Below are 21,882 nucleotides of genomic sequence, written 5' to 3' on the forward strand. Positions count from 1 at the left end.
GATTCTTTATTGCGCTTTCAATATGAGCTCATAGGTTGTATCAACTTCATCGTTAATATTTGTTTTATGGTAATTGCCAGATACCCAATCAGCTACTTGATTATCGTACCACTTTGATTTTATATGCCCGCTTTGACCAGGACCTACTATGTGCTCAGCTGCAGATAAATTTTGTAAGTCTGCTACGAAGCGCCATGATGCACCATGATTGACGTTCCCTTTACCATCTTCAGCAGCCGCTTGTACCGTTACGCTTGATCCACCTACTGGTACCTTTTTTGGATTTAAGTAGCTAGCTATTAAATCCGAAGCACTTGATAATGGATGATTAAACGTCAGCTGACTATAGTTGCCCCATTTCCATTTTGATACAGACTTCCCGAATTCATCTTGAATTTTCACAATCGCATCTTCAAAAGCCGTATAGACAAATGTATCTAATCCGCCTTCATCTGTAATCCAAACACCCGGGTTTCCGGCATATGCATCTTGTAGCATGTCATTTGTAATTTGCGCTTTAGCAGGCATCATTTTATAAATATCTGCTGGCATCGCATCTTCAAATAAAGACTTTTTCATATTTTCAAATAAAAAGTGATAAATAAGCGGTGCACCTTGATCTTGATCATCAAAGTAATCCCACTCTTCTAACAGTGTAATTGCTTCTTTATATTTCCCATCTGAATCTTTCGCTTTAATCGTTTCTAAAAACCCTGGTAAAAATTCCACTGCATGCAAGTTTTTCTTATCCATTTGCATGTTTTTCATATCTTCTGCAGTTAACTTTATTTGCTTATCTGCTTTTTCATCTACAATCATTTCGACAATACGCTCATAACGATATGGCTGCGCCCAAAGATTTGACAGATGATACGGGTACTCTTTTCCGATGACTTCATTATTTGCCGTTGCAACAAAGCCTTCTACCGGATCAATCACTGTTGGCAATTCATCAAACGGAATATAGCTTTCCCAACCATAGGCAGAGGAATCACCTGGTACTGGCAGTGCACCTGTACCTTGCTTGCGAATTGGCACTAAACCATTTGCTTTATAGGCAATTTGCCCATCTGTTGACGCAAATACGAAATTTTGCGCGGGTGCTTTAAAGTCTTCTAAAGCGAGCTCAAATTCATCCCAATTCGTCGCCTTGTTAAAGCCCATAATTGCCTTTAATTCCTGCGTTGATTGCAGAGCTGTCCATTGCATCGAAAACTGCTCTTTTACTTCCGTTTCCTTTGTAATAATGTTCGAAATGATTGGCCCATGTCTCGTTTCCACCACTTCAAAATCAACCGTCTGCCCACCTTTTACTTTAATCGGCTCTTGGCGTACTGTTGCATCTTCCCATTGTCCATCATATTTAAATTGATATGGATTTTCTGGGTTTGGCGTTTCAATATATAAATCTTGTACATCTGGATTGACGTTCGTTACACCCCAAGCAATTTCTTCATTATGTCCTAAAATAATACCTGGAATCCCAGCGAAAATAACACCACTTACATTTTGCTCTGGCGATTGTAAATGCATTTGATACCAAACGGATGGTGTGCTTAACCCTAAATGAGGATCGTCTGCAAGTAACGGCTTCCCTGACTCTGTAAGTTCACCTGATACAACCCAGTTATTACTCCCATTAAATTCTGGTGGTAAATAATCAGCAGTAAAAGCTGTTGCCACATTTGTTTTTATATTTAAATTCGCTTCAATAATTGATTTTGCATTTTCAGGATATTCTACAAATAATTCTTCTACTTGCTCCTGTGAATAATTTTGTATTGCCCATGAACGGAATGCTTGTTGATTCCAGTTGCCCCCTAAATCATACGCCATATATTTACCGATTGTTAGAGAATCCATTGGCGTCCAAGGTTCAGGTGTATAGCCGAGCACCTTAAATTCATAGGATAGCTTGCTCGTTCCTTTTACTTCATCTATAAAAGTATTAACCCCTTCCGCAAACCACTCTAAAACTTGTTTCGATTCGTCATCATAGCCATCCCATGAGCGCTCTGCTGCACGGCGCAAACTAAATGTACGGAAATATTTGTCGGTACTAACCGCAGCTTCTCCAATTACTTCTGCTAAGTTACCACTTGCTTGACGACGCGCTAAATCCATTTGAAACAGGCGGTCTTGCGCTTGCACATAACCTTGTGCCCGGTATAAATCAGCATCCGATTGCGCTTCAATATGTGGAACCCCTACTTCATCACGCGTTACTTTTACCTCGCTTTCTAAAATCGAAACAACCGCTTCCCCTTTAATTAGTGGCTTCGATTGTGAAAGATATATTTGTAATCCTGCAACGGCAGCACCACCGGTAACGAGGAGTATTCCCAGTACCCACATTGCGATTTTAAATAATTTGCTTTTTTTCGATTTTGTTGCCTGTCGTGCCATTTTATCCACCCCTATTGTCTATGTAATCATTCTGAATATCACTTATATTAATTTCCACACATTTTGACAAAATCCTGCAAATCTATTCTTATCCAACTTTATTTGTTATTTAGTTTTAGTAAAATTGGACAATGATCGCTTCCTAAAATTTGAGCATGAATACTTGCTTCTGTAATATTTGCTACCAATCGATTCGATAGGATGAAATAATCGATACGCCACCCTATATTTCTTTCACGGACACTATTCATGTAAGACCACCACGTAAAATGATCGGTTTCATGCGGGTGACCATGTCGGAATGTATCGGTGAAGCCACTCGCCAATAATTCCGTCATTTTCCCGCGCTCTTCTATCGTAAATCCTGAGTTACCTTTATTGGATTTTGCATTTTTAATATCAATCTCTTCGTGTGCAACATTTAGATCTCCGCAATAGATAACTGGCTTTTTCGCATCAAGCTCTTTTAAATACAGGGCAAGCTTGTCTTCCCAAAGCAGTCGGAAATCCAGTCGTGCCAAATCACGCTGTGCATTCGGTGTATACACATTCACAACGTAATAATTTTCGTATTCTAATGTAATAATTCGCCCTTCTGCTTCGGACTCTTCCTCTCCGACACCATAAGAAACATTTAAAGGCTCATGCTTTGTAAAGATAGCTGTTCCGGAGTACCCTTTTTTCTGTGCATAATTCCAATATTGATAATAGCCTTTTAGTTGTAATTCAATTTGCCCCGCTTGGCATTTTGTTTCCTGTATGCAAAAAAAGTCTGCATCCATTTCCATAAAGTAATCCAAAAATCCCTTTTTCACACATGCTCGTATTCCATTTACATTCCACGAAATAAATTTCATTGTTCTCTTCCTTCCATTAATCCATTACCCCTTGGATAACATTTGTTCCATTTTTGATTTGTGCTTGCATATTCACTGAAAGAAAATAAAAAGAGACACTTTACGTTTTATATACGAAAAGTGCCTTCTTAGTTAGTCCTCGCCGACGATTTTAACTTCCATCTCAAGATCTACATTAAATTTTTCCTTCACAACTTTTTGCACCATTTTAATTGTTTCGATATAGTCCGTTGCGGATGCATTGTCTTTATTAATAATAAAGCCTGCATGTTTTGTAGAAACCTCTGCTCCACCTACGCCTTTACCTTGTAAATCACTGTCTTGTATTAGCTTTCCAGCAAAATAGCCTGGTGGACGTTTAAACACACTGCCCGCAGATGGATATTCTAACGGCTGTTTTGATTCACGCTGATGTGTTAAATCTGCTATTTTGGCATCAATTTCTTGCTGGTCACCATGTGTTAATTCGAATGTTGCTGAAAGTACATAATAACCATTTTTAGCAATAATGCTTTTTCGGTACGACAATTCAAGCTGTTCATTCGTTAAAATGATTTGTTCGCCTTCTGGTGTAAGTAGGGTACAAGAGGTAACAATATCTTTCACTTCGCCCCCGTATGCACCAGCATTCATTGCCATCGCACCCCCGATTGAACCCGGAATACCACATGCAAATTCAAAACCCGTTAAACATTGAGCCGCCGCCATTTTAGATACTTCTTTAATAAGTGCACCACTTTGCACGATGATCGTGTTCCCCTCAATGCGAACTTCATTTAATAAAGAAAAATGTAGTACAATACCACGAATCCCACCGTCACGGACAACCATATTCGAACCATTCCCTAACATAAGTAGTGGAATTTGATGTTCATGTGCGTATTTTACAACTGCTGCTGCTTGCTCTTCTGTTTCAGGTAAAACGAATAAATCTGCCTTACCGCCAAGTTTGGTCATCGTATATTTTTTTAATGATTCGTTTCGTTTTATATTATGTGCTGGAACCCACTGTGCTAAATCTAGTTCCCATTGATTCAATGTCATAAAAGCCATTTCCTTTCTTGCTAAAGCTCAGTACTCCTTTAGTATCTGTTTTTACCGTGCTTTTTACAAGTAAAACTGCATTCCTACAACCACTTTTTCGACCAATCTTCAATTTCTCTGACAACTTGCTCAAGAGAGTGTCCTTTTTCAGTTAATGAATACTCTACTCGAATCGGAACTTCAGAAAAAACATTACGTTCTACAATACCTTCCTTCTCTAACTCTTTAAGACGCTCAGACAATAAGCGACCACTAATCGGTAATGAGGATTCAATCGCATTAAAACGTTGTGCTCCATCTAATAATTGATAAATAATTAATGCCGTCCATCGCTTCCCTACAAGCTCCATCGCTTTTGATAATCGTGGACATAATGGTGTTTCTTTCACTTTTTTCACCTCTATATTTTAATTCTATACAATATAAATTAGTAAAATGTATACTTTCTTTATTTTATTTTAACACTTTCCTTCAATTACGAAAAGTAAGTAGCTTACTTCCAATCGTTGTAATTAATATCCAAGTATTTTATGATAAACATATAAATACAGTTCGAACTATTTAGGGGGATATACCATGACTACATATGCTATTGACTTCAGACATTCATCTATTAATTTTTCGATCAAACATATGATGATTTCTAAAATTCACGGAGGATTTAATTCGTTTTCTGGTCATGTACAAATGGAGCAAATAGAGGATTTTAAAAATGCCGAAATTCGCTTTGATCTAGATGTCGCAAGTATTAATACACGTGATCATTCACGTGATCATCATTTAGTATCCGCTGATTTTTTCGATGCTGATCGTTACCCTAAAATTACGTTTATAAAGACAGCAACAGAAGGTGACAATAAAAATTTTAAGCTGATTGGCGATTTAACAATTAAAGACCTCACAAAAGAAGTTGTTTTTGATGTCATTTATTCCGGTCATGTCAAAAGTCCGTGGAATACAGATGCTTACGGCTTTTCATGTACAACACTCCTCAATCGTAAAAATTTTAACTTAACATACAATGCTGCACTTGAGTCTGGTGGGGTTTTAATTGGTGAAGACGTTCAAATCAATGTTGAATTGGCATTAAATCCTTTATAATTTCAAAAGGAAAAGGAAGGTTTATATGTATTTCGATGATGGGTTTTTTTCAATTTTTACTATAATAGTTCCGCTTTTCATCATTACAATATTTGGAATTATTATTTACAGTGTATTTTCTAACGTTAAGCAGGGTATCAAGAACAATAATTCTCCATTGCTATCTGTTCCTGCACAAGTAGTAACGAAAAGAACTACTGTACGAGGGGAGCGCTCTTACACAACTTATTTTGTCACATTTGAAGTGCAGAGTGGTGATCGAATGGAATTCGAAGTAAAAGGTGAGCAATTTGGGATGCTCGTTGAGAAGGATTTAGGGTTATTAGCTTTCCAGGGAAGTCGTTTTATTTCATTTGAGCGCCAGAAATAAAAAGCTATAAATATAAAAAGCTTCTCGCAAATTGCGAGAAGCCTTTTCATATTATAATTAAGCTGTTACTGTAGCTAATTTTTGTGCAACTTCTTTAACTTGCGCTAAACCTGCTTCAATAATGTTTGCAGCTTCTGCTTGGTTAGCATTGTGACCTTCGATAATTACTTCGCCTACTTTTGCCATACCATATACACCGCTCATTACTGTGTTGATGTATGTTGCAGCCATTTCCATTGGAGCTGTTTCTGGTGTTGAGTAAATGCCACCACGAGCTGATAATACCATATATTTTTTGTCTGTCATTAAGCTTACTAAGTTACCGTTCTCATCATATTTGAATGAGTAGCCTGCGCTGTAAGTGTAATCGATGAATGATTGTAATGCTGCAGGAATTGTTAAGTTCCATAATGGGAAAGCAAATACTACTAAATCAGCAGCTGTTAATGCTTCACGAGATTTGTTCATTGATTCGATTGAAGCTTGCTCACGAGCTGTTAATGCTTCACCAGCTTGTGCTTTACCGAAAGCGTTGAATAATTCTTGACCGAAGTACTCTAAGTTTTCTTCAAATACGTCAAAAGTTGAAAGTGTTAAACCTTCTACTTTAGCAGCTTCTGCCATGAATGTTTCATACATTTTTGTTGATACGCCATCTGGGCGGTTGTTCGCTTTAATTACTAATACGTTTGTCATACTATGTTAACTCTCCTTAGTTATCCTAATTTTATATATCTCGATTTCGAGGTACTTTATTATAATATACAATTATTCGTAAAAAATCAACTGGATTATCCTCAGACTTTAGACTGATGTCTATTATAATTTATATAATTACGTCCGGAGGCATTGGACTAGTACGATACCAGTCACTCAGAATTTGCCGCAGGACGTGATGGTTCACTACAGTTCCCCTATTCAGGAAAGTCTTAAATTTCACAAGAATCATCTGTGCAAGTAGGACCATTCCCACCTTGCATATTTAAAGGTTTTCTTAAGCCCGCTTCTTGAGCCGCCTTTTCAATCGTTTGCTCAAAAACCTCTTGTGGTTGCGCTCCAGCAATACCGTACTTATTATCAATTACGAAAAATGGTACACCGCGCACGCCTAGTTGCTGTGCAACGGCAATATCTTGATGTACTTCATCTTCAAATTGATTACTCGCGATAATTTCTTTCGCTGCATCTGATGATAAGCCCGCTTTTTCAACAAGCGCTAATAAAACATCCGCCTGCCCAATTGCTTGCCCTTCTAAGAAATATGCTTTTAGCACAAGCTCCGTAAATTCTTTCCCTTTACCTTCTGCCTCTGCCCATTTTGCTAAACGATGCGCTTTCACTGTGTTAGCTGTTTTCATATCGTCAAAATTGTAATCTAACCCAACGTCTTTTGCTCGCATCTTAACATTGTCAGACATATTTTTTACTTCTTCTAAAGACATATTATATTTCTGTTGTAAATCATCGTAAACTGATCCCGCGGCATCCACAGGTGTATTTGGATCTAATAAATAACTTTTATATTCAATCTCTACCGCCTGTTCATAACCTGTTTTTTTCAACGCGATTTCTAATTGTCTTTTACCGATATAACAAAATGGACATACATAATCTGACCAAACTTCAATTTTCATTTGATTCACTCTCCTCGTAATGTATTGTATCGGAATACTAAAAATATGTACATTAAGCGGATTGCAATCTACATCATTAATTCCTTTCAGAACGGAGACCTTAGTAGCCATTATTAATACGTTGTATAAAATATGAACATTATCATCATCCTAAAAATAAAAAGGTGATATATTGAAACAGTCGCTCTGGTTAGAACATGTTCCTACGATTTCTGCTCCATCATTAAAACAATCCATTCAATGCGATATTTGTATTATCGGAGGGGGGCTTAATGGCATTTACAACGCTTATTTACTTGCAAAAAAGGGCTTCCACGTCGTATTAATCGAAGCGCTTAGTGAATTTTCACACGGTACAACAGCCTTTTCAACAGGTAAATTAACGGCACAGCATAGCTTAATTTATTCAGCCTTAACAACGGAGCAAGGGAAGCTTTATTATGAAGCGAATCATTCGGCAATTGAACGTGCACTTGAAACGAATCCCCCTAGTTTTTCACGAGCTACCTCTTTTTTATATACAGGTACCTCTACTGGTAAAGAACAATTGGCTGCGGAAGCCGAATGTTATAAGAAAATAGGGATTCCCTACGTTGCAACAAATGAAACAGAGCTCGCATTATCCGCACAATTAGCACTTGGTATGAAAGGTGAAGGGCAAATTAATCCCTTCTTTTTTGCTCAACATTTTGTACAACTTGCTAGACAACATGGTGCAGAACTCTTTTTAAATACACGTGTTACACAAATTCATTCCAATAAAAAATGCGTATCCACTGAACAAGGGCATGATATTCAATATAAAAAACTCATCTTATGCACGCATTACCCAATTGAGTCACTTCGGCGATTGTATAGTGTAAAACTTCAAGTAGATCGTTCCTATTTGACCGCTACGAAGTGTACGCAATTATTACAAGAGCAATATATAAGCATTGATGAACAAACTCGGACAATACGGACAGCGCTTATTAATAACGTGCCTTATTTTGTTTATGGTGGTCGCTCACATACAGCTGGAACTGTTACACATACGGAACCATTTTATACAACGCTCCACACGGAATTAAAAAATCAATTTGGTTTGCCTGCTCCGAAATATAGTTGGAGCGCACAAGATATTCAAACACCCGATAAAGTTCCTTACATCGGGCAGCTATCTCCAAATGACGATAGTATGTATATTGCAACCGGCTTTAATAAGTGGGGTCTTTCAACCGCGCTCGTTGCTGGGGAAATTATAAGCAACTTAATTTCAAAAACACCACATCCTGCCACAGAATTATTTTCACCAAGCCGCTCTAGCTTCGGTGATAAACTGTATTTCATGATTCAAACGGGTGGCTTTGTTGGTAAGGAATTTATTAAAGGTCATGTGACACGGGCAAATGCACCACGCTGTACTCATCTCGGTTGTAAAACACGGTGGAATGATGCTGACCGCACATGGGATTGCCCATGCCATGGTTCACGGTATGATGAACACGGACAAGTAATTGAAGGTCCCGCTGTTTATCCATTAGACATGACAAAGTTGCAACATGGGCAAGGTGAACTGTAACAAAAAATCCGGTGCTTTTAGAATAGGCACCGGATTTTTTTTATTATTTTAGTCCTTCTGTTAACACAGGAACGATTTGTTTTTTACGTGATACAACACCTGGAAGTGCAATACGACCATTTTCAATTGTTGCACCAAATGCTTTTGCTGCTGCTTCTGCAACTTGTCCAGCCGCAACTGCTGTAGAATCATTATTTAAAATATCTGTTACAACGAAGAAGAATAAATCCAATCCGTTATTTGCAACGTCTTTATTTAATAAGTTGACTAACTCTTCTTGACGACCAAGTACATCTTCAATATCTACTGCATTCACTTGTGCAACTGTTGCTTTATAAGCACCAAATTCAAAGCCTTTTGCATCTAATGATAGAAGGTCCTCTAATGATTTATCCGAAAGATCAGCACCAGCTTTTAACATTGCTAAGCCGTATTCTGCAGCATCCACGCCTGCAATCTTCGCTAATTCTTCACCCGCTTGTACATCTTGCTCTGTGCATGTTGGTGATTTGAATAATAATGTATCTGAAACGATGGCAGATAACATTAAACCAGCAATATTTGCCGGAATTTCTACACCGTTCTCTTTAAAGATTTTGTTTAAAATCGTTGCTGTACACCCTACCGGCTCAGCGCGGAAGTATATTGGATCTGCTGTTTGGAAGTTCGCAATACGATGGTGATCAATCACTTCTGTAATTTGTACTTCTTCAATACCTTCCGCAGATTGTTGGAATTCATTATGGTCTACTAAAATAACTTGCTGTGCTTCGTCTTTGATATTGCCGATTAGACGAGGTGCTTCAAAGCCAAATTTATTTAACGCAAATTGCGTTTCATTATTTACTTCACCTAGGCGCACCGCTTCTGCTTCCACACCGATTTGCTGTTTTAAATACGCATAAACGATTGCGGATGTGATTGTATCTGTATCTGGATTTTTATGTCCGAAAACTAAAACTTTACTCATGATTGAGCCTCCTATAATAATTACTATCTCGTCCCCCATTTTAACATATTCATGTAATTGAGAAAAATAGAAGATTCCGCGCTTTGAAAGCACTAGATCGTCGGCTCACTTTATATTACTACCAACTCATATAAATCCCATAAAGGTGCCAAAGAGTTTACATATTTTGTAATTCACTCATTTACAATTAAATTTGAGCTTTTGCTTTCTTTATTTTGTTTTTTACGAAAATTATCATATTGTTTCGGATTTTGACTGACTACTGCCTCTACTAACGCCTGTAACAATGCAAAAATGACAATTGTACATGTTGCCCCACCTTCTTGAGCAGATGGTACAATTAATACTTTATCCGCTTGTTCTTTAGCAGCTACTATTTTTTTATCACGAATCGCAACAATTTTGACGTTCTTTCTTTTAGCAATTTCGACTGTCGCTATAATATCCTCATATTCCTCGTCTAATGAAATAATAATCAGCAATGAATCCTCATCCATTAACGTAAGCTGTTGAACAATATTTTCCGTTTCATGCTGCATAAAATACACATGATTTCGTAACGTAGCTAAGTTATTATATAACCAAAAGGCTGCAGGAGCCGACTGTCTAAACCCTAAAATGTGGACTTTTTTTGTACCATGTAATAGTTGGACAGCCTCTTCAAAATGTTGTTCATTCAGCTGATTAAAAGTCTTTGAAATCCCATCAATATTTTGTTCAATAATATCCAAGTTTACATTACTTTTTACTTTTGAAACTGGCCTAGCTTGCTTCTTTAGTGACATTTCCCCGTTACTAATCAAATAATCCTTCACCCTATTTTGTAATTCACTAAATCCGGATAAATCCATTGCATAGCAAAAACGAATAACTGTTGACTCACTCACGCCTGCCTGCCTTCCAACTTCAGAAGCAATTTGCGTTGCAACGATATTCGGATTGTCCATTACAAATTGGGCTACTTTCCGCTGACCTTTTGATAAGCGAATAAATCTCCTTTTAATTTCTACACAAATCTCCATTTTGTATCTCTACCCTTTCGACATCTAAATTTTACCTATCAATTCCCCATGATTAGTGCATATTCTCTATATAATAAAAAATACATTATCACTTATATTAATTGAATTCAATGAGTTTTCTGAAAAAACTAGGACTTACTAAATAACCCCTTCTTTTATGTAGGAAATTGACATTAATTCGTAATATTTAAATAAATAAAGAGAGAATTATTAAGACTGTACTATTCTTATTATATTAATAGGTATTAATATAATGCGTTTTCCAATTTTTACTGTCACAATTAGTTCAATCCCCTTTTTGTAAACAGACCAATTTACATAAACAATTAAAAAAACTACACCTTTTTCCTCATACATAACAACTAATACATAAAGTAAAAAGGATTATTTTTCGTAAGCATGACTCAAAAGCTAACCTCCGTTATGAATTGAATCCATACAAAAAACTCACCATCTCAAAGTTCAAAATGGTGAGTTTTTATGTTAGTACCCAATCAATACTATTTATTGTAGTTCTGTTTGTTTCGTTTCTTTCCCTAAAAAGATAACGGCCAATACGCCTATTACAATAGCTACACAGAAAATCGCGAAAATATAGCTAATATCATAGCCCTTTGTCAGTAATGTACCGACTAATAACGGACCAAAAATACCACCAACACGTCCAATTGAAGCGGCCATTCCCGCACCCGTTCCACGCACGATTGCTGGATATTGCTCAGGCGTATAAGCATATAACGCGCCCCAAGCACCTAAGTTAAAGAAGGATAACAGCATGCCTGAAATTAATAATGCTGTGACCGTTTCTGCGCCACCAAATACAAATGCACTTGCAGCTGTCCCTAATAAATAAGTAACTAATACGAATTTACGCCCAAACTTTTCGATAAACCAAGCCGCTGTAAAATAGCCCGGTAACTGAGCCAGTGTCATTATTAGTACATACTTAAAGCTTGAAATTAAATCAAATCCTTTACCAACCATCACGCTCGGTAACCAAAGGAACATGCCGTAATATGAAAATACAACGGCAAACCATAAAATCCATAACATCAATGTTGAGCGTGCATATTTTGGCGACCACACTTCTGATATATTTTGAAAAATCGATCGCTTTTTAGATTCAGCTTTCACTCTAAATTGTGGTGAGTCTGGTAATTTCAATCGAATATAAATCGCATAAAACGCTGGTAATGCCGTTAATAATAACGCAACACGCCAACCGTCAATCGGCCAAAATTCAGCTGGAATAACAAAGTACGAAATGATTGCAGCAATTAACCAACCGCCCGCCCAAAAACTTTCTAGTAAAACGACTACTCTTCCGCGCTCTTCCGCCTTTACACTTTCAGCAACTAATGTAGAGGCAACTGGTAGCTCGCCTCCAAGCCCCATTCCAACAAAAAAGCGTAAAATTAAAAATGCTGTGAGCGTCGTTGTAAATGCTGATAATCCGCTAGCAACTGAAAATAAAATGAGCGTCCACATAAAAATTTGTTTCCGTCCCACTTTGTCAGCTAATACACCAAATACGAGTGCACCAACAGCCATACCGATGGAATTGACACTTCCAATCCATCCCATTTCACTACTACTTAAATTCCATTCTACTGCCAGTGCTGCAATAACAAAGGATAAAATCCCAACGTCCATTGCATCGAACATCCATCCTACACCTGCAACACGTAAAAGCTTATTGCGTGAAAGAGGCTTTGTTTCTCTATTATTTGCTTCCACTTTACTCATCTTCCTTTTATGTGTCTTTACATATGTCATACCATTAATACTATACATTTGTTTCTTAATAGTGACAACTCCTAATTGATTTATCGAATAGTTTAGACAATTTTTCATTTCCTATTGAAATCACTTAGCTATAGGTTTAAAATGTCTTGTATATAAAAACAAATGTTCATCCAGTGAGAACAGAAGGAGCTAATTTTCTATGTGGAAAGGTCTTATCGAAGAATATAAACAATTTTTACCTGTAACTGAAAATACACCGGCATTAACGCTAAATGAGGGAAATACTCCACTCATCCATTTAGTTAACTTATCAAAGGAATTAGGCATCGAATTATACGGGAAAATTGAAGGAGCAAATCCAACTGGTTCATTTAAAGACCGAGGCATGGTTTTTGCTGTAGCGAAAGCGATTGAGGAAGGTTCAAAAGTTGTCATTTGTGCATCAACAGGAAACACTTCAGCAGCCGCTGCAGCCTATGCAACACGCGCTGGTATTCAATCTATCGTTGTCATTCCAAAAGGCAAGGTTGCGCTAGGTAAGCTCGCTCAGGCTTGTATGTACGGAGCTAAAATTATTGAGATTGACGGAAACTTCGATGATGCATTAAATATCGTTCGTAAAATTGGCGAAACAACACCGATTGCACTTGTAAACTCTGTTAACCCATTCCGAATTGAAGGTCAAAAAACAGCTGCATTTGAAATCGTGGATCAATTAGGGCAAGCACCTGATTATTTATGTATTCCTGTAGGGAACGCAGGCAATATTACAGCGTATTGGAAAGGCTTCAAAGAATATAATGAAGCAAAGCAAAGTGGTTTACCAAAAATGTATGGCTTCGAGGCGGAAGGTTCTGCAGCAATCGTAAAAGGCGAACCAATTGCAGCCCCTGAAACAGTAGCAACTGCAATCCGCATCGGGAATCCAGCTAGCTGGAAGTTCGCTGAAGCAGCTCGTGATGAATCTGGCGGGATCATTGACTCGGTAACAGATGAAGAAATTTTAGAAGCTTACAAATTAATCGCTGGTAAAGAAGGTATTTTCGTTGAGCCTGGTTCAGCTGCTTCATTAGCCGGTGTAATCAAATCTGTAAAAGCGGGTAAAATTGCAGCAGGCAGTCGTGTCGTTACTGTATTTACGGGGAATGGCTTAAAAGATCCTGACACTGCGATGGATGTTTCTAAAGTTGATCTTGTTTCATTAAAAAATGATGAGCAAGAAATTCGTAGCTATATCGAAGGCGTATTTTCACTATGAGTGCAAAATGGCAAATTTCAGTACCTGGTAGCACAGCCAATTTAGGCCCTGGCTTTGATTCGATTGGGCTTGGCTTATCTCTTTATTTAAATTTAACAGTAACTTTACAAGACGAGTGGGAGTTTGTTCACATTGGAGAAAATGTTCCTGCTGATACGACGGTAGAAACACACTTAATTTATCAAATTGCTCAGCAAGTGGCACTTCAATACGAACGTACTTTACGTCCTTGTAGAGTAGAAATGACGAGTGAATTGCCTCTTGCACGCGGTTTAGGTAGTAGTGCAGCTGCAATCGTTGCGGCAATTGAATTAGCGAATATTTTATGTGAGCTCAATTTGTCGACACAGGACAAGCTAAATATTTCTTCACAAATTGAAGGGCATCCGGACAATGCGACGGCTTCTGTTGTAGGGGGCTTAACCATTTCTTCAATGGATGAAAGCGGCATTGTCGATACCATTCGTATTCATGACTTAGATGTGGCATTTATCGTTTTTATCCCTGATTTTGAACTAAAAACAGCGGATTCACGCGATGTTTTACCTGCCAATCTTGATCGTGGCTATGCCGTCCGTGCAAGTGCACATGCAAATATGCTAGCGGCCTCTTTTGTCGCAAAAGATTATGAACGGGTTGGTCGCTATATGGAAGCTGACTTATTCCATGAGCCTTTCCGTGCACAGCTTATCCCAAACTATACGGAAATTAGAACTGCCGCAAAACAGGCTGGTGCTTACGGAACAGCTTTAAGCGGGGCTGGACCAACACTTATTTCAATTGTTCCTACTTCCATTGCGGATCAATTTGTTCATGCGATGTGTGCACAATTCCCTGAACAAGAAATTGTATTAACATATGCCGATAAAAAAGGCATCGTTGTAACAGCCCTTTCATAAAAGATTGGATTTTCTTACTTACTAAATACTACAAATATGAGAAAGAGCATTTTGATTAATTTCGAAATGCTCTTTTATCTATATATCAAGCATAGTTTCCATTAAATTGGGGTATAAATTACTTTATAATTGAAAGGGGGAATTATAGATGAAAATTGCTATTATTGGGGCTGCTGGTAAAGCCGGAACTCATCTTTTACGTGAAGCAATACTACGCAAATTAGATGTCACGGCCATTCTAAAAAATGCAGCAACTCTTTCCGTTGAAAATGTTTCAAACATAGAAAAAAATTTATTTGATTTAACAAAAGGAGATTTAGTACCATTCGATATAATTATTAACGCTTTTGCCCCATTACCGGGAGAAGAACATCTTCATATTTCGGCAGGGCATCATTTAATATCCTTACTTGGTGGGACATCAAAAAAGTTATTTGTCATCGGATGCTCAGGTTGTCTATTTGTTGATGAAAAGAAAACAAAACGCTTAATGGAGGAAGAGGAATACCCGAAAGACCTTCTCGCTTCTTCTAAGGCACAATTACAAAACTTGCGAAACTTTGAAAAGTCATCGATTCATTGGACGTATGTCATTCCTTCTGCCATGTTCGATTCAGAAGGTCCTCGTACAGGTCATTACATGAAAGGTGAGGAACATATGCTCGTTAATTCACAATTCAATAGTTATATTAGCTATGCAGATTTTGCTGTTGCAATGCTTGATGAAATTGAAAAAAGTGAACATCACAATACATGCTTTACCGTTGTATCTGAAAATGTAACGGCTGCCTCTTAATTAGGTGTTACATTGTCTCTATGCAAAAGGACGATTATTTTGGCCCTTCAACCAAAATAATCGCCCTTTTTATAACTACGGAACTAACAATACTAAACTAATCGCCATAACAGCCATACCTGCTACTAATCCGTAAATGGATAAATGGGTCTCATCATATTTTTTAGCTGCTGGCAATAATTCATCCAATGATATGAATACCATAATTCCTGCGACTCCAGCAAATATAATTCCGAACATTACATCATTTAAAAATGGCATTAAGATAAAAAACGCTACTAGAGCCCCGACTGGTTCCGCTAACCCCGAAAGAAAGGATAAATTAAACGCTTTACGACGATTCCCTGTCGCAAAATAAATGGGCACTGCTACCGCAATTCCTTCTGGGATATTATGAATGGCTACCGCAATCGCAATCGCTACACCTACATTCGGATCTTGTAGCGCGGCCATAAACGTTGCAATTCCTTCTGGGAAATTGTGTATAGCAATGGCCAAGGCAGTAAATATCCCCATCTTCATTAGTCTTTCTTCATCTATCTGCGGCTTAATTTGGACTGCATTGACATCCTCAACTGTACGAACTTCGTGAGGATTATTGGCCTTTGGAATAAAACGGTCAATTAAAGCAATTAATAATATACCTCCAAAGAAACCAACAAGTGTCATCCAATAGCCTTGTGTAGCCCCTAATGCAGCTGTTAATGAATCTTTTGCTTTAACAAAAATCTCAACTAATGAAACATAAATCATAACGCCCGCAGAAAAACCAAGGGCAACCGATAAAAATTTTGTATTCGTTCTTGAAGTAAAGAAGGCTAATAAACTACCTACTCCTGTTGCAAGACCTGCAAAGAGTGTTAATCCTAACGCAAAAATAATATTTCCTTCCATAGAATTCCCCACTTCATCAATATGTTATTTTGATTATAAACCAAATGTTTCCCTTAGGCAACTCTTTTAGCTATAGTAACATCTTATGTGGTAGACCAACTTTTGATACAAAAAAACACCTACATTTTCATTAGGTGGTCTTCTCTATAACTTTCCTTTTCCTCTCTTCATACCAAATGACACATACAATGAACCAACTGTAGCCCATGCTCCATCCTGCAATCACATCTGTTGCAAAGTGGCGACCTTCTGCAATTCGCGACAGTCCGATTAAACAAGCTAATAGGACAGCAGCAACCCATACAATTTGAATTTTCCGCTTCTCTTTTGCGATTTCTGAAAAAATATAAGCAAGGGTAAATAAGTATAGTACACCCGCCATTGAGTGCCCTGATGGAAAACTAAAAGAAGTTAACTGATCCACAATTTCCGGACGTGGACGTTCAAATATTCTTTTCAGTATTTGATTTATTAAGGTACCTGCCGCAAATGTCAGCAAAATAAAGTTCATGCCACGGTAATTTTTTTCACGTAGCCACAAATAAAGAAAAGCAATCACTCCAACTGCAATAACAAATATTGGCTCCCCTATATAATGAAATAAAATAATCAATTCATTTCCAGTTAGGATTGCTGCTATTTTATCATCAAATACATTCATTGTTGATGTATTATAAGTAAACGCCATCACGATAAAAATAATACCTGTTACAACGGCTAATGGATAAGCCCACTTTTTCACACGAATACCTACTTCCTAATGTTAATTGTGATAAGCATTATTTTATCATATACATATATAACGTGAAAAATGATTGCATGTTGCTTTTCTATCATCCAATCAAAAAAGCAACAGTAAGTATTTCACCGTTGCTCCATTCTACTATTCAACTACTGTATAATTTGTGTTTTCCATTGAAATAACGAATTCTGGTTTTGGCGGCTTGCCACCATGCTCCTTAATTTTCGCTTTATGTCCTGCAATATGCTCAGGACTCTTCTCCCAGTTTTTCCATGCTTCTTCAGATTCCCAGCGAATAATCATCACAACCTCATCTTCACCACGACGAACTTTCTTTTGTAATAATTCACGGCCAATGAAGCCTGGTTGCTTTTCTAATAATGAGGGCCCTTGATCCGGCTTTTTGCTAAAACGTTCAATAATCTTTCCGGCATTACCTTCTGTTAACGTCCATTTTCGAATTTGTACAAACATGATTATGTAGCCTCCTATTTTGAAAAAAGCCGCCCTCGGTTAGAAGGACGGCCTTATTTGTATTATTTTAAAGCGTTGATAACTTCATTTACTTTATCAAGTTCAGAAGTTAAACCGCCAGCTGCTAAATACCAAAGTGCTCCATTTAAATAAATAATTTTGTTATTTTTAGCTGCATTCGTTTTATTTACTAAATCATTGTTAAAAGCTTCTGCAATGTTTGATTCTTCGCCAGTAGCAGCCATACGGTCAACTACGAATAAAATATCTGGGTTAATTTCTAAAATTTGCTCATAGCTAATTTGTGCACCGTGCGTTGAATTTTCCAATTTATCATCCGCAGCTGGGAAACCGTAAATGCTGTGTAAGAAACCAAAGCGTGAACCTTCACCTGGACCATAAGCTGAAATCTTTTCATTGTAAAGTGTTGCTAATGCTTTTTCATCTGAGCTAGCAGAGATTGCTTTTACTTCTTCAATAGCTGCTTCAATTTCAGCAAATTTTGCATCTACTTCAGCTTGCTTACCGAAAAGATCTGCAGCAATTTGAGTTGACGCTTTAAATGTATTCCAATAATCGCTATTTGTAGTACCTACGAATACTGTTGGTGCGATTCTTGATAATTCTTCATATGCATCTGCTTGACGACCAGAGATGAAAATTACATCTGGTGCCATTGCAGCGATGTCTTCAAATAATGGCTCTTTTAAGCCACCTGCATTTAAATATCGGGCCTCTGAATATTGTTTTAAAGATTCTGGGAAGTTCCCTTTTGCAACAGCTGTCACTTCAACATCTAAAGCAGTTAATGTATCTAAGAAACCATAGTCAAATACAACGATTTTTTCTGGCACTTTATCAAATGTTACATCTTTATAGTTTGAGTCTGTTGATTTAATTGTCATAGGGAATGCTGAATTTGCCTCATCTTTATTCGTGTCCTCTGTTTGAGCAGCGTTCTCTTTTTCTGCATCCTTTGAAGCGGCATCATCATTTGAGCCACATGCAGCTAACATTAAAACAAGCATTGATAAAATAACAGTCATTAATTTCCAGTTCTTCATCTGTAATCGCTCCTATTCATATATGTAAAATCGTATTATTCCTCTTCGTTCGAAATGATTATCATTATCATTTGAACAATTCTCATTATAGCGAGATTGATTCTCATCGTCAACTAGTTTTGGAAATTATTTTATTAATGATGAAAAGACCCCTCTTCAAATATCTGTTCTATCCGAAGCTTTTTGGGTTTTATCCATTACTTTTAACTTTCTATCCACCTGCCCATAAAAAAAAGCCATTTCGACTGAGTCAAAATGGCCTCTTCACTAATGAGAATTAAAGTAAACACAAATTCGACAACCATCCTGCTCTTGAACAGGGATGTCCATATCGTAAATTTGCTTTAATGCAGACGAATTAATGATTTCATGCGTAGGACCATCTTTAACAATGCGCCCATCTTTTAATGCCACAATACGGTCTGAATAAACCGAGGCGAAGTTAATATCGTGCAATACGATAATAACGGTTTTCCCAAGCTCATCTACAAGCTTGCGTAAAATTTTCATAATTTGAACCGAGTGCTTCATATCTAAGTTATTTAAAGGCTCATCTAACAGCACATATTCTGTATCTTGTGCGATAACCATGGCGATGAACGCACGCTGACGTTGCCCACCAGAAAGTTCATCTAAAAACTTGTCACTCATATCAACTAAGTTCATGTATTCCAACGCACGATCTACATGCTCAACATCCTCTGCTGTAAGACGCCCACGTGAATATGGATAGCGCCCAAATGACACAAGCTCTCGTATCGTTAAACGGACATTCATAAAGTTAGATTGTTTTAAAATCGAAACGCGTTTTGCAAATTCCTCTGACTTCATTTTGCGCACGTCCGCTGTATCTAGTAATATTTCACCCGTATCTGAATCTAATAAACGACTCACCATCGAAAGCAGCGTCGATTTCCCAGCACCATTTGGACCGATGAATGATGTAATTTTACCTGTTTCGATCGTCACATGGACATCTTCTACAACGGCTTTTTTTCCGAAGTATTTGCTTAATCCTTTTACTTGAATCATCCTGCTGACCTACTCTCTTTTAATAGTAAATAAATAAAGTAAACGCCACCAATGAAGTTAATAATAACGCTCAATGTCGTACTAAATTCGAATACATGCTCGACAATAAACTGCCCACCGACTAATGCAATAATACTAATTAAACTTGCCCCTACGATAAGGACCGAATGCTTGTACGTCGCAAAAAATTGATACGATAAGTTTGCAACAATTAATCCGAAAAATAGAATTGGGCCGACAAGCGCCGTAGATGTTGCAATTAATACGGAAGATAAAATAAGTACATTCATCACAATACGGTCATAGTTAATACCGAGATTGATTGCTGTATCACGACCTAGTGACATGACATCTAACTTACTTAAAATCGTATAGCCGTAAATAAAGGCAATTGCTAAAATACCAACCGCTACCCAAACAAGGTCACCATTGACGTTATTAAAGCTAGCAAACATTTTATTTTGCAGGCTTGTATATTCATTCGGGTCAATCACTACTTGCATAAATGTCGTTATGCTTCCAAGCAATGTTCCTAAAACCATCCCGATCAGTAATAAGAGATAAATCGGTTGTTTATCCGCTCTAAATAAGAAACGATATAAAATAAGCGCAAATAATACCATTGCCACAATTGAAATTGTAAAGTTAAAATATTTATTTAAAACTAATATAGAAGACGATCCTAAAAAGAAATAAATACATGTTTGTACAACCATATACATCGAATCTAAGCCCATGACAGAAGGCGTCAAAATTCGGTTATGCGTAATTGTTTGGAAGACAACCGTTGAGTAAGCAATTGCTACACCCGTTACGATCATTGCCAAGACCCGAATCATTCGACGTGGAAACGCATAGTCAAAACTTCCTTTAATATCATATAAACCATACAGCGCGATACAAATGATTGCCACAATCGCTAAAATGGTTAATTTCAAACCTGTTTTACGCATATGAACGCCCCCTAAACAACATGATTAAGAAGATCACGCCGCCGATTACACCGACTGTTAAGTTAATTGGGATTTCATATGGGAAAATTAAAATTCGACCAACGATATCACATGCCAGTAGGAACAACGCCCCTAGTACTGCTGTATGCGGTAATGTTTTCTTTAAATTATCCCCTTTATAAATCGATACGATGTTTGGAATAATTAATCCAACAAACGGAATTAAACCGACTGTTAATATAACAGTTGTTGAAATAAGTGCTACTAAAGTAAGTCCTAAATTCACGACTAATCTATAGCGAACACCAAGGTTTTTCGCAAAGTCTTCCCCCATACCTGCAACTGTAAAACGATTTGCATAAAGATATGTAACAATAATAACAGGAACACTTAAATACAATAATTCATAGTTTCCTTTAATAACTAATGTAAAGCTCCCCATTAAAAAGGCTGACACGTTTTGTAAAATATCTGCTTTATACGCAAAAAACGTCGTCATGGAAGAAATAATATTTCCGAACATAATTCCTACAAGTGGAATGAAAATGGCATCTTTAAACTTAATACGATTTAACAGTTGCATGAATAGCATTGTACCTAACAATGCAAAAACAAAGGCTAATACAACTTTTTCCGATTGTGTTCCACCTGTATAAATCATCGCAATTAACACACCAAACTTTGCTGCATCATCTGTCCCAGCAGTTGTTGGCGATACAAATTTATTTCGACTTAAAGATTGCATGATTAAACCAGCTATACTCATACCAACACCCGCTAATATAATTGCAATTAAGCGCGGGACACGGCTAATTAAAAAGATTTCTGTCTCTTCTGATGAAAAATCAAGCAAATCGAGTGGCGTTATATCTTTAGCACCTAGAAATAACGAAATGCATGATAGAACAACAGTAGCGACGATCAAATACCATAATCTCATGTCATTCTCCCGTTTTCTCTCTTTTTTAAATGATTCTCATTGAAAATGATTATCATCCTTATGTATCTCAATTATAGCTAGGTAGTTGTGGAAAATCAAACAGTCCTTATTAACTTTTC

22 protein-coding genes are annotated in these 21,882 nt (G+C 37.3%); 6 read left to right on the forward strand and 16 right to left on the reverse strand.

What is annotated here, in order from left to right; all coding sequences use genetic code 11:
• Window positions 1-6: 6 nt before the first annotated feature.
• The 4 genes from MHI10_RS19830 to MHI10_RS19845 all read right to left on the reverse strand — a co-directional run bounded on the left by MHI10_RS19830 (window position 7) and on the right by MHI10_RS19845 (window position 4,696).
• Complete coding sequence (locus MHI10_RS19830; protein WP_340788550.1) at window positions 7-2,406, reverse strand: penicillin acylase family protein; 2,400 nt, start codon at window positions 2,404-2,406, stop codon at window positions 7-9.
• 98 nt (window positions 2,407-2,504) lie between these two features.
• The gene (locus MHI10_RS19835; protein ID WP_340788553.1) at window positions 2,505-3,263 is read right to left on the reverse strand and encodes an exodeoxyribonuclease III; all 759 of its coding nucleotides are present in this window, start codon (window positions 3,261-3,263) and stop codon (window positions 2,505-2,507) included.
• A 132-nt stretch (window positions 3,264-3,395) separates the two neighbouring features.
• A complete protein-coding gene (gene murB, locus MHI10_RS19840) occupies window positions 3,396-4,307 on the reverse strand; it encodes a UDP-N-acetylmuramate dehydrogenase (RefSeq protein WP_340788555.1) in 912 nt (303 codons plus the stop codon).
• An 83-nt stretch (window positions 4,308-4,390) separates the two neighbouring features.
• Complete coding sequence (locus MHI10_RS19845; RefSeq protein ID WP_340788557.1) at window positions 4,391-4,696, reverse strand: winged helix-turn-helix transcriptional regulator; 306 nt, start codon at window positions 4,694-4,696, stop codon at window positions 4,391-4,393.
• Between the two features lie 187 nt (window positions 4,697-4,883).
• Here MHI10_RS19845 and MHI10_RS19850 point away from each other — a divergent pair, with 187 nt between their 5' ends.
• Together MHI10_RS19850 and MHI10_RS19855 are read left to right on the forward strand one after the other, a co-directional pair.
• Window positions 4,884-5,408, forward strand: coding sequence for a YceI family protein (locus tag MHI10_RS19850; protein ID WP_340788559.1), 525 nt, complete (start codon window positions 4,884-4,886; stop codon window positions 5,406-5,408).
• 25 nt (window positions 5,409-5,433) lie between these two features.
• On the forward strand, window positions 5,434-5,778 hold the full coding sequence (locus MHI10_RS19855) for a DUF2500 domain-containing protein (protein ID WP_340788561.1): 345 nt from the start codon (window positions 5,434-5,436) through the stop codon (window positions 5,776-5,778).
• 57 nt (window positions 5,779-5,835) lie between these two features.
• Here the strand turns inward: MHI10_RS19855 and MHI10_RS19860 are convergent, their stop codons facing one another.
• Both MHI10_RS19860 and MHI10_RS19865 read right to left on the reverse strand, forming a co-directional pair.
• On the reverse strand, window positions 5,836-6,474 hold the full coding sequence (locus MHI10_RS19860; protein ID WP_340788562.1) for an FMN-dependent NADH-azoreductase: 639 nt from the start codon (window positions 6,472-6,474) through the stop codon (window positions 5,836-5,838).
• 233 nt (window positions 6,475-6,707) lie between these two features.
• On the reverse strand, window positions 6,708-7,412 hold the full coding sequence (locus MHI10_RS19865) for a DsbA family oxidoreductase (RefSeq protein WP_340788565.1): 705 nt from the start codon (window positions 7,410-7,412) through the stop codon (window positions 6,708-6,710).
• Between the two features lie 172 nt (window positions 7,413-7,584).
• On the opposite strand from MHI10_RS19865, the gene MHI10_RS19870 reads away from it, so the two are divergent.
• Window positions 7,585-8,973: an FAD-dependent oxidoreductase gene (locus tag MHI10_RS19870; RefSeq protein ID WP_340788568.1), complete on the forward strand. Its 1,389-nt coding sequence runs from the start codon at window positions 7,585-7,587 to the stop codon at window positions 8,971-8,973.
• A gap of 43 nt (window positions 8,974-9,016) precedes the next feature.
• Here the strand turns inward: MHI10_RS19870 and MHI10_RS19875 are convergent, their stop codons facing one another.
• The 3 genes from MHI10_RS19875 to MHI10_RS19885 form a co-directional block, all read right to left on the reverse strand.
• Complete coding sequence (locus MHI10_RS19875; RefSeq protein WP_340788570.1) at window positions 9,017-9,943, reverse strand: manganese-dependent inorganic pyrophosphatase; 927 nt, start codon at window positions 9,941-9,943, stop codon at window positions 9,017-9,019.
• A gap of 173 nt (window positions 9,944-10,116) precedes the next feature.
• Window positions 10,117-10,965 carry a MurR/RpiR family transcriptional regulator gene (locus MHI10_RS19880; RefSeq protein WP_340788572.1) on the reverse strand — a complete coding sequence of 283 codons (849 nt, stop codon included), beginning with the start codon at window positions 10,963-10,965 and terminating at the stop codon, window positions 10,117-10,119.
• A gap of 504 nt (window positions 10,966-11,469) precedes the next feature.
• Window positions 11,470-12,711: an MFS transporter gene (locus tag MHI10_RS19885; protein WP_445683201.1), complete on the reverse strand. Its 1,242-nt coding sequence runs from the start codon at window positions 12,709-12,711 to the stop codon at window positions 11,470-11,472.
• Window positions 12,712-12,910: 199 nt separating this feature from the next.
• Here MHI10_RS19885 and thrC point away from each other — a divergent pair, with 199 nt between their 5' ends.
• The 3 genes from thrC (at window position 12,911) to MHI10_RS19900 (ending at window position 15,664) form a co-directional block, all read left to right on the forward strand.
• Window positions 12,911-13,969 (forward strand): threonine synthase, encoded by a 1,059-nt coding sequence (gene thrC / locus MHI10_RS19890; protein ID WP_340788574.1) that lies wholly within the window; start codon window positions 12,911-12,913, stop codon window positions 13,967-13,969.
• Complete coding sequence (thrB, locus tag MHI10_RS19895; protein ID WP_340788576.1) at window positions 13,966-14,868, forward strand: homoserine kinase; 903 nt, start codon at window positions 13,966-13,968, stop codon at window positions 14,866-14,868. Before thrC ends, thrB begins: the two co-directional genes overlap by 4 nt.
• A gap of 148 nt (window positions 14,869-15,016) precedes the next feature.
• Complete coding sequence (locus MHI10_RS19900; RefSeq protein ID WP_340788578.1) at window positions 15,017-15,664, forward strand: NAD(P)-dependent oxidoreductase; 648 nt, start codon at window positions 15,017-15,019, stop codon at window positions 15,662-15,664.
• Window positions 15,665-15,739: 75 nt separating this feature from the next.
• On the opposite strand, the gene zupT is transcribed toward MHI10_RS19900, so the two are convergent.
• The 7 genes from zupT to MHI10_RS19935 form a co-directional block, all read right to left on the reverse strand.
• The gene (gene zupT / locus MHI10_RS19905) at window positions 15,740-16,558 is read right to left on the reverse strand and encodes a zinc transporter ZupT (protein WP_340788580.1); all 819 of its coding nucleotides are present in this window, start codon (window positions 16,556-16,558) and stop codon (window positions 15,740-15,742) included.
• 130 nt (window positions 16,559-16,688) lie between these two features.
• Complete coding sequence (locus tag MHI10_RS19910; RefSeq protein WP_340788582.1) at window positions 16,689-17,300, reverse strand: phosphatase PAP2 family protein; 612 nt, start codon at window positions 17,298-17,300, stop codon at window positions 16,689-16,691.
• Window positions 17,301-17,441: 141 nt separating this feature from the next.
• Entirely contained in the window at window positions 17,442-17,774 is a 333-nt protein-coding gene (locus MHI10_RS19915) for an antibiotic biosynthesis monooxygenase family protein (protein WP_340788584.1), read from the reverse strand.
• A gap of 62 nt (window positions 17,775-17,836) precedes the next feature.
• Entirely contained in the window at window positions 17,837-18,838 is a 1,002-nt protein-coding gene (locus tag MHI10_RS19920; RefSeq protein WP_340788586.1) for a siderophore ABC transporter substrate-binding protein, read from the reverse strand.
• A 267-nt stretch (window positions 18,839-19,105) separates the two neighbouring features.
• Complete coding sequence (locus MHI10_RS19925) at window positions 19,106-19,870, reverse strand: iron ABC transporter ATP-binding protein (protein WP_340788588.1); 765 nt, start codon at window positions 19,868-19,870, stop codon at window positions 19,106-19,108.
• Window positions 19,867-20,823 (reverse strand): iron chelate uptake ABC transporter family permease subunit, encoded by a 957-nt coding sequence (locus MHI10_RS19930; RefSeq protein WP_340788591.1) that lies wholly within the window; start codon window positions 20,821-20,823, stop codon window positions 19,867-19,869. The genes MHI10_RS19925 and MHI10_RS19930 overlap by 4 nt, the downstream gene beginning before the upstream one ends.
• Window positions 20,816-21,763, reverse strand: a complete 948-nt coding sequence (locus MHI10_RS19935) for an ABC transporter permease (protein ID WP_340788593.1) — start codon at window positions 21,761-21,763, stop codon at window positions 20,816-20,818. The genes MHI10_RS19930 and MHI10_RS19935 overlap by 8 nt, the downstream gene beginning before the upstream one ends.
• Window positions 21,764-21,882: the final 119 nt, after the last annotated feature.

Origin of the sequence: Solibacillus sp. FSL K6-1523, from assembly GCF_038005225.1 — a bacterium.
GTDB lineage: Bacteria > Bacillota > Bacilli > Bacillales_A > Planococcaceae > Solibacillus.